The organism is Pseudaestuariivita rosea, from assembly GCF_017592335.1.
GTDB classification, from domain to species: Bacteria; Pseudomonadota; Alphaproteobacteria; order Rhodobacterales; family Rhodobacteraceae; genus Parasulfitobacter; species Parasulfitobacter rosea.
Genome location: NZ_JACNMP010000001.1, coordinates 164,504 through 178,687, shown reverse-complemented (window position 1 = coordinate 178,687; position 14,184 = coordinate 164,504). Strand labels below are relative to the sequence as shown.

Annotated in this window: 9 protein-coding genes; 6 read left to right on the top strand and 3 right to left on the bottom strand. The window is 57.9% G+C overall.

Going from position 1 to position 14,184, the window contains the following annotated elements:
* Positions 1-8: 8 nt before the first annotated feature.
* On the top strand, positions 9-1,391 hold the full coding sequence (rimO, locus tag H7848_RS00845; protein ID WP_208347232.1) for a 30S ribosomal protein S12 methylthiotransferase RimO: 1,383 nt from the start codon (positions 9-11) through the stop codon (positions 1,389-1,391).
* Between the two features lie 4 nt (positions 1,392-1,395).
* Here the strand turns inward: rimO and H7848_RS00840 are convergent, their stop codons facing one another.
* Together H7848_RS00840 and H7848_RS00835 are read right to left on the bottom strand one after the other, a co-directional pair.
* Positions 1,396-1,656, bottom strand: coding sequence for a DUF6455 family protein (locus tag H7848_RS00840; protein ID WP_208347230.1), 261 nt, complete (start codon positions 1,654-1,656; stop codon positions 1,396-1,398).
* Between the two features lie 85 nt (positions 1,657-1,741).
* On the bottom strand, positions 1,742-2,440 hold the full coding sequence (locus H7848_RS00835) for a M48 family metallopeptidase (RefSeq protein WP_208347228.1): 699 nt from the start codon (positions 2,438-2,440) through the stop codon (positions 1,742-1,744).
* 147 nt (positions 2,441-2,587) lie between these two features.
* Here H7848_RS00835 and H7848_RS00830 point away from each other — a divergent pair, with 147 nt between their 5' ends.
* From H7848_RS00830 to H7848_RS00820, 3 genes are all read left to right on the top strand, one after another.
* Positions 2,588-2,827, top strand: coding sequence for a hypothetical protein (locus H7848_RS00830; RefSeq protein WP_208347227.1), 240 nt, complete (start codon positions 2,588-2,590; stop codon positions 2,825-2,827).
* Positions 2,828-2,912: 85 nt separating this feature from the next.
* The gene (locus H7848_RS00825; RefSeq protein ID WP_208347226.1) at positions 2,913-6,359 is read left to right on the top strand and encodes a pyruvate carboxylase; all 3,447 of its coding nucleotides are present in this window, start codon (positions 2,913-2,915) and stop codon (positions 6,357-6,359) included.
* Positions 6,360-6,459: 100 nt separating this feature from the next.
* A complete protein-coding gene (locus H7848_RS00820; protein ID WP_208347225.1) occupies positions 6,460-7,503 on the top strand; it encodes a glycosyltransferase in 1,044 nt (347 codons plus the stop codon).
* Positions 7,504-7,598: 95 nt separating this feature from the next.
* Here the strand turns inward: H7848_RS00820 and H7848_RS00815 are convergent, their stop codons facing one another.
* Positions 7,599-10,709 (bottom strand): valine--tRNA ligase, encoded by a 3,111-nt coding sequence (locus H7848_RS00815; protein WP_208347450.1) that lies wholly within the window; start codon positions 10,707-10,709, stop codon positions 7,599-7,601.
* 132 nt (positions 10,710-10,841) lie between these two features.
* Between H7848_RS00815 and H7848_RS00810 the strand changes: the two genes are divergently transcribed.
* Together H7848_RS00810 and H7848_RS00805 are read left to right on the top strand one after the other, a co-directional pair.
* A complete protein-coding gene (locus tag H7848_RS00810) occupies positions 10,842-13,139 on the top strand; it encodes a xanthine dehydrogenase family protein molybdopterin-binding subunit (protein ID WP_208347224.1) in 2,298 nt (765 codons plus the stop codon).
* Positions 13,126-14,184 carry a DUF2235 domain-containing protein gene (locus H7848_RS00805; protein WP_336512048.1) on the top strand — a complete coding sequence of 353 codons (1,059 nt, stop codon included), beginning with the start codon at positions 13,126-13,128 and terminating at the stop codon, positions 14,182-14,184. Before H7848_RS00810 ends, H7848_RS00805 begins: the two co-directional genes overlap by 14 nt.

Sequence of the window (14,184 nt, the reverse complement as noted above, 5' to 3'; positions counted from 1 at the left end):
GGGCGCCCATGTCAGTCAATCCACCCGATCTTCGACCCGATATGGCACCGGCCCCGCGTATTTCAGATCAATCGCGCCCGGGCCAACCCACGTTGGGGATGGTGTCGCTTGGCTGTCCGAAAGCGCTGGTCGACAGCGAACGCATTCTGACGCGTCTACGCGCCGAAGGGTATGCGATCAGTCCCGATTACGCGGGCGCAGATGCCGTCATCGTGAACACTTGCGGCTTTCTGGATAGCGCCAAAGCCGAAAGTCTGGATGCGATTGGCGAGGCTTTGGCCGAAAACGGGCGTGTCATCGTCACCGGCTGTCTGGGGGCTGAACCGGACTATATCACCGGTGCGCACCCGCGGGTTCTGGCGGTGACAGGTCCACATCAGTACGAACAGGTGCTGGATGCTGTCCATGCCGCCGTGCCGCCCGCGCCCGACCCCTTTGTCGATCTGCTGCCCGCGACCGGCGTCAGCCTGACACCGCGCCATTACAGCTATCTGAAGATCTCCGAGGGCTGCAATCACAAGTGCAAATTCTGCATCATCCCCAGCATGCGGGGCAAGCTGGCATCGCGCCCCGCCCACGCCATTTTGCGAGAGGCCGAGAAGCTGGTCGAGGCCGGTGTGAAAGAGCTGTTGGTGATCAGCCAGGACACCAGCGCCTATGGTCTGGACCGCAAATATGATCTGAACCCCTGGAAAGATGGCGAAGTCCGCAGCCACATCACCGATCTGTCGTGTGAACTGGGGAAACTGGGCGCCTGGGTTCGGCTGCATTACGTCTATCCCTATCCACATGTGCGCGATCTGATCCCGCTGATGGCCGACGGTCTGATCCTGCCCTACCTCGACATCCCGTTTCAGCACGCCCACCCGGATGTCCTGCGCCGCATGGCCCGCCCCGCTGCCGCCGCCCGCACACTGGACGAAATTGCCGCCTGGCGCGCGATCTGCCCTGACATCACCCTGCGCAGCACCTTCATCGTGGGCTATCCGGGTGAGACTGAGGCCGAGTTCCAGACCCTGCTGGACTGGATGAACGAAGCCCAGCTGGATCGGGTGGGGTGTTTCAAATACGAAAACGTCGATGGTGCGCGATCAAATGACCTGCCCGATCACGTTCCCGGAGACGTCAAGCAGGACCGATGGGATCGTTTTATGGAAAAGGCGCAGTCGATCTCAGCCGCGAAACTGGCCGCCAAGGTTGGTCAGACCATCGACGTTCTGGTGGACGAGGTCGACGAAGACGCCGCCACATGCCGCACCAAGGCCGACGCGCCCGAAATTGATGGCAATCTGTTCATCGACGAAGGTTTTGCCCACCTGAAACCGGGTGACATGGTCACTGTTAACGTCGACGAAGCCTCAGAATACGATCTTTGGGGCCGATTGACCTGACCGTCTACTGGCCTTTAAGCCGCGAAAAAAGATCGACGTTCACACATGTACTTGGCGCGTGATCAACGCCGTCTTCATGTTCCGGCAGCCATTTCTGGCACCCTTCCGTCCATTCGCAACCGCGGCACCGGTTTACTGTTTCGGCCCACTGTTCCTGACTGAACATTCCGGCCTCGGTCGCTGCAACCAGATCAACCCCGACGGTCTGGGCCATTCGTTTGGCCAGCCAATAATGTGTAACCGGATCACCAAGGGGTTTTGTCATGGCACATGCTCCTGCGCTTTTGCAGGTGCAGAAAATCATGAATAAAAAATCCGTTCCTTGATGCAGGTCAAGGAACGGATCGCGCTTAAAGTTGTGCTGCCGTACGGCGAACAGTCCTTATACGTTCCGGGTTGGGTGGGTGAGTGCCCAAAAACCGGTCTCCGGGATCTGGAATGCGGTTGAAAAATTCGGCCCCACGCACCGGATTGTATCCAGCCCTGTGCGCGATGATCGTTCCAAGCGAATCTGCTTCCAGCTCGAACTCTTTCGAATAACTGCGCGCCCCGACTGTGGCGCCAACCCTTTGCGCCGTGTCGATACCAACGTCACCGGCCCCCGTCACAGAAGCGATCCCGCCCAAAATCAGGGCACCCGCCATCGCATTGTTCCGCTGACGGCCCAGATGATTTTGAATGTGATGGGCGGCTTCATGTGCCAGAACAAAGGCCAGTTCGTCTTCGTTCCGGGTGTCCTCAATCAATGTAATCGTAAACACGATCAACGGACGGCCATTACGCTCAAGCGTTTGAAACGCATTTGGCTGTTGGTTGCGACGGTTGTCCACGGCAATCCGGAAATCACAATTCATACCCTGGGTCCGTGCACGGCATTCCCGTTCGGCGACCGGCTCAACCCGGCGCACAACAGCCGTGAAATTGCGTTGTGCCTGTTCAGCACTGATCTTGGGCGGCGGCGGTGTTGTGCTGGTGGGCGGCGGTGGCGAATTCGATGTTTCGACACAGCCTGCAATCAGCAAAGCAAATGGCAATAAAACCCAACGCATAGCAAACCTCGTATCTTCGTCCGGCATACAGTTTAGCAGGATTCGCTCGCCGCTCCAGATTTTTAGGAAAACTACGTGAAAATGCGCGACATCTTCACAACGGACTTCGCTGTTGCATTCGAGAATTGGGCGGCTAGGCTGATAGCTATGTTTACAATCGAACATGATTTTGATGCCACTGTTGTCACACTGGTGGATGATGGCCCAGCGCCTTTGCAGGAAGATGTCACCGTCAATGCCTTCGAAGATTGCGTGACCGTTGAACAATATGATGCCCGCACCGATCAGGTATCGCGCATCACGCTGTCTATGGCACAAATCCGCGATCTGGCGGCTGCGCTTGATCTTCCAGAGGGTGTATATAGTGCTAAGCCATTCGCGCGATAAGGGAATTTCTACCCAAAACTACGCGTTGCCGGGCCTTTACAAAGTCTTTACACGAAGGGGCAGACGTTAGGTAAGGAGCGCTGCCATGCCAGAGTTCAACAAGATCCTCATCGCCAACCGGGGTGAGATCGCCATCCGCGTCATGCGCGCGGCCAATGAACTGGGAAAACGCACCGTTGCCGTCTATGCCGAGGAAGACAAACTGTGCCTGCACCGCTTCAAAGCGGATGAGGCTTACCGGATTGGCGAAGGTCTGGGGCCAGTCGCGGCTTATCTAAGCATCGATGAAATGATCCGCGTGGCCAAGGCCTGCGGCGCCGATGCGATCCATCCGGGCTATGGCCTGCTGTCCGAAAACCCCGATTTCGTTGACGCTTGCGCCGCGAATGGCATCACCTTCATCGGACCCAAAGCCGAAACCATGCGCGCCCTGGGCGACAAGGCCAGCGCACGCAAAGTCGCCATTGAAGCTGGCGTTCCGGTCATTCCTGCGACCGAAGTGCTGGGTGATGACATGAAGGCAATTAAGAAAGAAGCGGCTGAAGTCGGCTATCCCTTAATGCTGAAAGCGTCCTGGGGCGGCGGTGGGCGCGGGATGCGGCCGATCCTGTCCGAAGATGAGCTGGAAGAAAAAGTTCTGGAAGGCCGTCGCGAAGCCGAAGCCGCCTTTGGCAACGGCGAAGGCTATCTGGAAAAGATGATCGAAAAGGCCCGCCATGTCGAGGTTCAGATCCTGGGCGACAAGCAGGGCAACATCTATCACCTTTATGAACGCGATTGTTCCGTCCAGCGTCGCAATCAGAAGGTCGTTGAACGCGCCCCCGCCCCCTATCTGTCCGGCACGCAGCGCGAACAGCTGTGCAGTCTGGGCAAGAAAATCTGCCAGCATGTGAACTACGAATGCGCAGGCACCGTCGAATTCCTGATGGATATGGCCAGTGGCGAGTTTTACTTTATCGAAGTCAATCCGCGCGTTCAGGTCGAACACACGGTCACGGAAGAGGTCACCGGCATCGACATCGTCCGCGCCCAGATCCTGATCGCCGAAGGGCGCAGTCTGGAATACGCGACAGGCACATCCAGCCAGTATGACGTGAAACTCGACGGCCACGCGATCCAGTGCCGGATCACGACCGAGGATCCGCAGAACAACTTCATTCCCGATTACGGCCGCATCACCGCCTATCGGGGTGCAACCGGTATGGGCATCAGGCTGGACGGCGGTACGGCGTACTCGGGCGCCGTGATCACACGCTATTACGACAGCCTTTTAGAAAAGGTCACCGCCTGGGCCCCCACGCCCGAAGCCGCAATCGCCCGTATGGACCGCGCCCTGCGTGAATTCCGCATCCGGGGTGTGTCGACCAACATCGCTTTCGTCGAAAATCTGCTGAAACACCCTACCTTCCTGAACAACGAATACCATACCAAATTCATCGATCAGACGCCCGAGCTGTTTGATTTCAAGAAACGCCGCGACCGGGCGACCAAGATCCTGACCTATCTGGCCGACATCACGGTGAACGGTCACCCCGAAACCGACGGCCGCCCCAAGCCCGCCGCCGATGTCAAAGACCCCAAGCCCCCTGCGCTGCGCGTTGAAACACCGCCCCCCGGCACCCGTACGTTGCTGGACGAAAAAGGCCCTCAGGCTGTGGCCGACTGGATGGCTGCGCAAAAACAGCTGCTGATCACCGACACCACCATGCGCGACGGGCACCAGTCGCTGCTGGCCACCCGCATGCGGTCCATCGACATGATCCGCGTCGCACCGACCTATGCCGCCAATCTGCCGCAACTGTTCAGCGTTGAATGCTGGGGCGGGGCGACGTTCGACGTGGCCTATCGTTTCTTGCAGGAATGCCCCTGGCAGCGCCTGCGTGACCTGCGCGCGGCCATGCCGAATGTGATGACCCAGATGCTGCTGCGCGCGTCCAATGGCGTCGGCTATACCAACTACCCTGACAACGTCGTGCAAGCTTTCGTCAAACAGGCCGCCGCAACCGGCGTCGATGTCTTCCGCGTGTTCGACAGCCTGAACTGGGTCGAAAACATGCGCGTCGCCATGGATGCGGTGATCGCAGCCGATAAGGTCTGCGAAGGCACCATCTGCTATACCGGCGACATCCTGAACCCTGACCGCGCGAAATACGACCTGAAATACTACGTCGCCATGGGCAAGGATCTGAAGGCCGCCGGGGCCCATATCCTGGGCCTGAAAGACATGGCGGGTCTTTTGAAACCCGCCGCCGCGAGGGTTCTGATCAAAGCTCTGAAGGATGAGATCGGCCTGCCCATCCACTTCCACACCCATGACACCTCAGGTATCGCGGGCGCCACCATTCTGGCCGCGGCTGAAGCTGGCGTGGATGCTGCTGATGCGGCGATGGACGCGCTGTCGGGTAATACCTCTCAGCCCACGCTCGGGTCGATCGTCGAAGCCCTGGCCCGCACCGACCGCGACACCGGTCTGGACATCGCCGCCATTCGTGAAATCAGCAATTATTGGGAAACTGTCCGCGGCCATTATGCGGCGTTCGAAACCGGCCAGCAAGCCCCCGCATCCGAGGTCTATCTGCACGAAATGCCCGGCGGCCAGTTCACCAACCTCAAAGCCCAAGCGCGCAGTCTGGGGCTGGAGGAACGCTGGCACGAGGTCGCCCAGACCTATGCCGACGTCAACCAGATGTTCGGCGATATCGTCAAGGTCACGCCGTCGTCCAAGGTGGTCGGTGACATGGCCCTGATGATGGTCAGCCAAAACCTGACCCGCGCCCAGGTCGAAGACCCCAAAACCGATGTGGCCTTCCCTGACAGCGTCATCGACATGCTGCGCGGCAACCTCGGTCAACCCCCCGGTGGCTGGCCCGACGGCATTCTGAAAAAAGTGCTAAAAAGCGAAAAACCCAACACAGACCGCCCCGGCAAGTCCCTGCCCCCCGTCGATCTGGAAAAGGTCCGCGCCGAGGTCAGCGCCGAACTGGACGGCAAAGACATCGACGACGAAGACCTGAACGGCTATCTGATGTATCCCAAGGTCTTTATGGATTACATGGGCCGCCACCGCACCTATGGTCCCGTGCGCACCCTGCCGACCAAAAACTTCTTCTACGGGATGCACCCGGGCGATGAAATCTCGGTCGAAATCGACCCCGGCAAAACGCTTGAAATCCGCCTGCAGGCCATTGGCGAAACGAACGAGGAAGGCGACGTAAAAGTCTTTTTCGAACTCAACGGCCAGCCCCGCAACATCCGTGTGCCCAACCGGATGGTCAAATCCCAAACTGCCACCCGCCCCAAGGCCGATATCGACAACCCCGATCACATAGGTGCCCCCATGCCCGGCGTCGTGGCCAGTGTTGCCGTCCAAGCGGGTGTCAAGGTGAAAAAGGGCGACCTGCTGCTGACCATCGAAGCCATGAAAATGGAAACCGGTATCCACGCCGACCGCGCAGCCACCGTCAAAGCTGTTCATGTTACCCCAGGTGGCCAAATCGACGCAAAAGATCTGTTGGTCGAGCTGGAGGAATAGGCGGAGTAGAAATTAAATCTTAGACTAGACCTTAACGTCGCCAAAAGTGCTTGTAAGTACTGTTTTGCGGATATTTGGTCATGCAAAAAGGGCCTATCAATTGGGAAATCGGCCACGCTTCTACCATCGCGGACGCATCGAAAATCTTGCCGCAAAGCAAGAATACTCCAAACTTGACCGCTATCTTGATAGGTTATCCAGAAAAGGCTTCGATATCGCGGGTGTACCGTTTCAATTATTGGACAGGCTGCTGGAGAAACAATCTAAACACCAGATTGAAAGCGCCCTTCCGCTCGCACGTCACACTTTGGGCGGCCAACCCAGACTTTTGACCGCTATTCTGAATGACTTGATAAACTCTAGTTCTTGCAAAGAGCTGCGCAAGATAGTTCGCGACTCAACTGCCCATCCAATGACGCGTTTCGAGGCCATGGGCTGGACGGTTTTCCTGCGGCACCGCAGCGCATTTCCTGAACAAGGTGAAAAGCTGCAGGATTTGTTCCAGTTTTGGGATAAAGATCCGCCGTTAGAAATACAGCAAGCCCAGAAATTATGGACGAGCAAGGCCCAAAACTACGTCGACTACGATGATGCCTCTGCCCATGATTTCATTCTAGAAAAGTTTGGACAGGATGTAGCTGATATGTATTCTGCTCTTTGGCATCCAGCGCTTAAATCTGATGTTTTTCGGCTTTGTCGTCTCGCCAAATGCGGCGGTCTTTACTGCGACGCCGATAGTCGGCCCGGCTCTCTGTTAAGCAAATTTCTACAGCACGCCGGAAACAAGGTTTGGGCCTCCTCAATGAGCAATGTTCCAAACTGCGTCGTGACAAACGGATTTATCGCAGCACCAGCTGGCGCTCGAATGATCGAAGATTTTCTTGATGAAGTTTTACGCAATATCCGCGACCAAGCCGAAAGCGGAATATTTTGGCTTTCTGGTCCAGGGGCTTTAACTACATTCATGTACCGCAATGGCAGCAAATATGATGTCGGATTGCTTTCCGCTTCTTGCCTAAAATCAGATTTGTTTAGACAGTTCGATGCAGACTACAAAAAAAGCGAAATGAACTGGCGTGTTTTCGAATACAAACGCGGACTTAACAACAATGCCGGTCTGGCTAACGCACTAAGCCCGACTTAAGACTCAACCACATTGCGGATTTGATTGGAAGAAGCTTCATATCAAATCCTTATGGGTCGAACGGTGATTTATAAGCAGCCATTACGAGTGTACAGCTAACCCAGCTCGGCCAACCGTTCCAGCGCGGCTTTGACCTTGGTCGCCTCGCCCTCACGTGCAGCCAGGTTTTCGCGGGCCTCGGCCACCACATCCTCGGGCGCGCTGGCGACGAATTTGGGGTTGTTCACCCGGCCTTTCAGCCCGCCGATTTCCTTTTCCAGCTTAGCCAGGCTTTTTTCCAGCCGCGCTTTTTCCTCGCCCACATCGATGATATCGGCCAGCGGCAGGGCAAAGGTGCCGCCCTCAACCGCCAGGGTAACGCAGCCTTTGGGCAGGTTGTCCACCTCACTCAGGCTTTCAATCCGCGCCAGCCGTTTGATCAGCGCCTCGTTGCGGTCCCAGGCGGCGCGGCCGGTCGCGTTAAGCTCGGTCATCAGCATCGGGATACGCAGGCCCACCGGCACATGCATTTCGCCGCGGGCAGACCGGATCGCCTCGATCAGGCTGATCACCCAGTTCATCTCGTGATCGGCTTTTTCATCAACAAGATCAGTGGCTTGATAGGCAGGCCAATCCGCATGAACCAGCATCTTGTCGCGCTTGCCCCACAGCTCTTCGGTGATAAACGGCATGATCGGGTGCAGCAGGATCAGGCACTGGTCCAGCACCCAGCCCATGACCTTTTGCGTTTCTTCCCGCTTGGCCGCGTCATCACCCGACAGCAGGGGTTTTGAGAACTCAACATACCAGTCGCAGACCTTGCCCCAGACAAAGGCATAAAGCGTGTTAGCCGCGTCATTAAAGCGGAAAGCGGTCAGCGCCGCGTCGACCTCTTCCCGCACGCGGGCGGTTTCGCCGATGATCCAGCGGTTCAGCGTTTCCTGCGCGTCGGGCAGGCCGTCGTGTTTGCCAAGCGCCTCGTTCATCTCGGCAAAGCGAAAGGCGTTCCACAGCTTGGTGCCAAAGTTGCGATACCCCGCGATGCGCTGCGTCGACAGCTTCAGATCGCGGCCCATGGCGGCCATCGCCGTCAGGGTAAAGCGCACGGCGTCGGCGCCATATTCGTCAATCAATTCAAGGGGATCAAGCACGTTGCCCAGAGATTTCGACATCTTCTTGCCCTTCTCATCACGGACAAGGGCGTGGACATAAACGGTGTCGAAGGGCTTTTGACCGACCACCGCATATTGCATCATCATCATCCGGGCGACCCAGAAAAAGATGATGTCGAACCCGGTGATCAGGACCGAGGTCGGGAAGTATTTTTGCAGCTCGGGCGTGTCCTCGGGCCAGCCCAGCGTGCCGATGGGCCAGAGGCCGGAGGAGAACCATGTGTCGAGGACGTCGGGGTCGCGGTCCAGTTTGACGACAGGGATTCTGACGCCATCTGACGTCTCAAAAATTCTGTACGTGTTTCCGAAAGCATTGTTTTCGCCGGTAAGTGAAAGCTTCCAATTGTCTAAGTACTCGTCAAAAACGCTCTCGTCAGTAGTTACGCAATCGATTTCGTCGATATCTTTCTTGTCTGTCTCAGTCTGATAATACTCCATCGCAATTCGGGACGCTTCCTGCTCATTCGGAGCACAGAAGATGCGAGTTGACCCATCGAAGCGACCGTCATTGGATCTGCCCGGCCCATACCAAACCGGTATCTGATGCCCCCACCAGAGCTGGCGCGAGATGCACCAGGGCTCGATGTTTTCCAGCCAGTTGAAATAGACCTTCTTGTGCTGCTCGGGCAGAATCTGGGTGCGGCCGTCGCGGACGGCCTCCAGCGCGGGCTCGACAATCTTCGCCGTATCCACGAACCACTGGTCGGTCAGCATCGGCTCGATGACGACCTTCGAGCGGTCACCGAAGGGCTGCATGATCGGCTTGGCCTCGACAAGGGGGACGGAGATATGGGGCAGATCCGTTCCGTCTGCCTCGAAGTCTCCTTCTCCGGCTGAGACGGTGTCTACAACCTCCACCATGACGGCCAGGCCCTCGGCCGTGATCTGTTCAATCACCTTCTTGCGGGCCTCAAACCGGTCGAGCCCACGCAGATCGTCGGGCACCAGGTTGACGGCATCCGCCTCGGCCTCGGTCAGCGTGCGCGCGCCCTTGGCGACGGCCATCGCAACGTCCGCGGCCTCGGCATAGGGCGCTCCGACGTCCCGCATCGCACCCTTGGTGTCCATCAGCCGGTACATCGGGATGCCGCCGCGCTTGGCGACCTCGTAATCGTTGAAATCATGCGCCCCGGTGATCTTCACCGCGCCCGAGCCGAAGGCGGGGTCGGGGTATTCATCGGTGATGATCGGGATCAGGCGGCGATGCTCTTTGGGTCCGACCGGAATCTCGCAAAGTTTCCCGACGATTGGCGCGTAGCGTTCATCCGACGGGTGAACGGCCACAGCCCCATCGCCCAGCATCGTCTCGGGCCGCGTCGTGGCGATACTGATATAATCGCGCTGTTCTTCCAGCGTGATATTCCCATCCTCGTCCCGCTCGACATAGGTATAGGTTTCGCCGCCCGCCAGCGGGTACTTGAAGTGCCACATATGGCCGTCGACTTCGATATTTTCGACCTCAAGATCACTGATCGCCGTTTCGAACTTGGGATCCCAGTTGACCAGCCGCTTGCCGCGATAGATCAGGCCTTTGTTGTACATATCGACAAAGACCTTGATGACGGCGTCGTGGAAGTTACCCTCTTCCCCCGCGGGCGCGCCTTCGGCCCCTGACATGGTGAAAGCGTTACGCGACCAGTCGCAGCTGGCGCCAAGGCGCTTGAGCTGATCAATGATCGTGCCACCGGATTTCTGCTTTTGCTGCCAGACAAGGTCGGTGAATTCCTCACGGCTCATGTCCGTGCGGCGGCGGTTGGTTTTGGCCAGTTCGCGTTCGACGACCATTTGCGTGGCTATACCTGCGTGATCCTGGCCCGGCTGCCACAGGGTGTCGAACCCGCGCATCCGGTGCCAGCGAACCAGGATATCCTGCAGCGTATTGTTGAAGGCGTGGCCCATGTGCAGGCTGCCCGTGACATTCGGCGGCGGGATCATGATACAGAAGGTTTCATCTCGGCTGGCATTGGCCCCAGCTTTGAAACACCCGGCCTCTTCCCAGGCTTTGTAAAGGCGCGCCTCGGCTTCGGTTGCGTTGAATGTCTTTTCCATCGGCATATGGGCGGTTCCCGTCATCTGGTTTGACGGACCATCTAGCGAATGCAGGGGCAAAGGGAAAGGGGCTGCGTCGCCTCTGGACAGTCCAGTGGATCAGGCTAAGGTGCGGATAGGGACAGGCAAAGGTGAGTCATGGAAAAGTTTGGCAAAAGTCAGGCTGTGCGCCGTGTCGAAGACGTGCGTTTTCTGACCGGTGAGGGGCGCTATGTCGATGATATCGCGCCCGACGGTGCGCTGCATGCTTATGTGTTTCGGTCACCCGTTGCACATGCGGTGATCACCGGGCTGAATACGGATGACGCCAAGGCCGCAGATGGCGTGCATCTGGTTCTGACCGCCGCTGATCTGCAGGATGCCGGTCTGACGATGGATATCAAGGCCAGCCTGATCCGAAACCGTGACGGATCAAAGGGCGCCGGGCCCAAGCGCCCCTTGTTGGCCACCGACCGGGTGCGCTTTGTGGGCGAACCGGTTGCCGTTGTGGTCGCTGATACGGTGGAACAGGCCAAGGATGCCGCCGAGTTGATCGAGTTCGATTTTGATGAACTTGACGCCCATGTCACCGTTGCCCCCGGTGGCCCCGATCTGCACCCCGAGGCCCTGGAAAACGTGGCCTTTGACTATGGCAAGGGTGATCTGAACGCGGTCGAAGAGGCCTTTGCCAATGCCGCCCATGTGGTTGAAGCGCAGATCGACGACAATCGCGTCATCGTCAGTTCGATGGAACCCCGCGGCTGTTGGGCCGAGTGGACCAATGGGCGCCTGCATCTGTGCGTCAACGGCCAGGGTGTCTGGGATCAGAAGGACGGTCTGGTGAACGTGTTCGGCCTTCAGCCTGACGATATCCGCGTGACCAATCCCGATGTCGGCGGCGGTTTCGGCATGAAGGCGATGACATATCCCGAATACTACATCATCCCCCAGGCCGCGCGGATGCTGGGCCGCCCAGTCCGGTGGATGAGCGAACGGACCGAGGCGATGCTGAGCGATAATGCGGGGCGCGATCTGACGTCGACCGTCGCGCTGGCCTTTGACGCCGACCACAAGATCACCGCCTACCGCGTTGATACGCTGTGCAACCTTGGGGCCTATAACTCAGAACTGGGCCAGTTCATTCAGACAGATCTGTTCGCCAAGGTCCTGATGGGCACCTATGATGTGCAGACCACGTGGCTGGGCGTGAAAGGTATTTTTACCAACACCACCCAGGTCGATGCCTATCGCGGCGCGGGCCGGCCCGAGGCGATCTATGCCCTTGAACGCGCCATCGACTATGCGGCGCGTCAGTTGGGTGTCGACCCGTGGGAGTTGCGGCGCAAGAATTTCATTCGGCCCGATCAGTTTCCGTATAAAACCGCGACAGGTGAGCTCTACGATGTCGGCGATTTTGCCCGCGTTCTGACCCGGGTTGAGGCCGAGGCAGACAAGGCAGGTTTCCCCGCCCGCAAGGCGCAATCGAAAGCGCAGGGGAAGCTGCGGGGGTTGGGGCTTTGTTATTACATCGAAAGCATCCTTGGCAGCCCGACCGAGGACGCGAAAGTCACGTTTAATGACGATGGAACCGCCTCAATCTATGTTGGCACGCAGTCGAATGGTCAGGGGCACGAAACGGTCTTTGCGCAGTTCCTATCCGATCAGACGGGTATCCCCGCCGATAAGATCAGCGTTATTCAGGGCGACAGTGATCTGATTGCGACGGGCGGTGGCACGGGCGGATCGCGATCTGTCACGGTGCAAAGCATGGCGACGCTGGCCACGGTCGACAAGATGATCACAGGCTTCACCGATTTTCTGGCCGAAGATCAGGATGTTGACCCAAACGCCATCAGCTTTGACGACGAACGTTTCCGCATCGATGGGTCGAACCTGACACCCACAATGCTTGAGGTCGCCGATATGGCCCGCGCCGCCGGGCACGCAGACCTGCTGAGCTTTGCCGCCCAGACCACCCTGCCAGGCCGCAGCTATCCCAATGGCGCCCATGTGGCCGAGATTGAGATCGACCCCGACACCGGCGTTGTCGAGGTCGTCAAATACACGGTTACCGACGATTTCGGCAATCTGATCAACCCGATGCTGGCCGAGGGGCAAGTGCATGGCGGCGTGGCCCAGGGCATCGGGCAAGCCATCACCGAACACGTGGTCTATGACCCCGACGGCCAGCTTCTGACGGCCAGCTTTATGGACTACGGCCTGCCGCGTGCCAATGATATGCCGATGGTGACGTTTTATTCTGAACCCGTGCCATCGACCCAGAACCCGATGGGGATGAAAGGCTGTGGCGAAGCAGGCACTGTCGGTGCCCTTGCCGCCGTGGCAAATGCCGTTCTGGATGCGGTTTGGGACGAAGGTATTTATAAGGTCGATATGCCTTTTACACCCAACCGGGTCTGGACCATTTTGCAAGAGGCCAAAGGTGCCGCTGCGTGAACAGATTTTACAACTGATACGGCAAAGACCGTGGATTGAAAGACATAGCACTGGCGGACACCCGGATGGATCAGTCACCCATGTGATCATACTGGACGGCACGCTTTCCAGTCTGTCTGAGGGGCATGAAACCAATGTGGGTCTGGCATATAAGCTGCTGAAGCGGCAACTGCCGAACCGGTTTCTGTCGATTTACTATGAAGCGGGCCTGCAATGGTATGATGTCAAAAGCGGCTTTGAAGCGCTGACGGGTAAGGGTATCGATACTCAGATCAAACGCGCTTACGGCGTTCTTGCGTCAAACTATCGGCCGGGCGACAGGATTTTTCTGATCGGCTATTCGCGGGGCGCTTTTGCCGTCAGATCTTTGGCGGGTATGATCGAACGGGTCGGACTGGTCCGGCCCGAATTTGCCACGGTGCGCCATATCCGCCAAGCTTATCGCCATTATCGCAGGTCCACGATCACACCGGCCAGCGCAAGTTTTACCCGGGCACACTGCTATCCGAACACGCCGATTGCCGCGATAGGGGCCTGGGACACGGTCAAGGCGCTTGGCCTGAATTTTCCGATCCTGCGCAATCTGGGGCAGCAGAAACATCAGTTCCATAATCACCGGCTTGGTAACAATGTGGAATGCGGGTTTCAGGCATTGGCGATGAATGAAACACGTCAGGTGTTTGAGCCGGTGATGTGGGAACGCTGCGGGCGATTTGGTCCGAAAATCACCCAGATGTGGTTCGATGGCGTACATGGTGACATCGGCGGGCAGGTCGGCCATTTTCAGGCGGCGCGCCCACGATCCAATATCTCATTCGTGTGGGTGATGGAGCAACTGCAGAACAGCGGCCTTCCCCTGCCGCTAAACTGGCAGGATGAGTTTCCACAAGACATCACCGCCCCGTCGGTCGGCACATTCCGCCGCGGCGGAATGATCATGATCCGCCGCCGCGATCGTATAGTCGGGCGCTATCCGACGGAACAACTGCACCCGACAGTACAACACATATCGGACGTTGAACCGCTGAATCACGCAGCCGAGTAA

Bases quoted from the DNA above. Each gene is read 5' to 3' on its own strand.
- rimO (WP_208347232.1), top strand. From the start codon at position 9: ATGTCAGTCAATCCACCCGATCTTCGACCCGATATGGCACCGGCCCCG.
- H7848_RS00840 (WP_208347230.1), bottom strand. From the start codon at position 1,656: ATGACAAAACCCCTTGGTGATCCGGTTACACATTATTGGCTGGCCAAA.
- H7848_RS00835 (WP_208347228.1), bottom strand. From the start codon at position 2,440: ATGCGTTGGGTTTTATTGCCATTTGCTTTGCTGATTGCAGGCTGTGTC.
- H7848_RS00830 (WP_208347227.1), top strand. From the start codon at position 2,588: ATGTTTACAATCGAACATGATTTTGATGCCACTGTTGTCACACTGGTG.
- H7848_RS00825 (WP_208347226.1), top strand. From the start codon at position 2,913: ATGCCAGAGTTCAACAAGATCCTCATCGCCAACCGGGGTGAGATCGCC.
- H7848_RS00815 (WP_208347450.1), bottom strand. From the start codon at position 10,709: ATGCCGATGGAAAAGACATTCAACGCAACCGAAGCCGAGGCGCGCCTT.
- H7848_RS00810 (WP_208347224.1), top strand. From the start codon at position 10,842: ATGGAAAAGTTTGGCAAAAGTCAGGCTGTGCGCCGTGTCGAAGACGTG.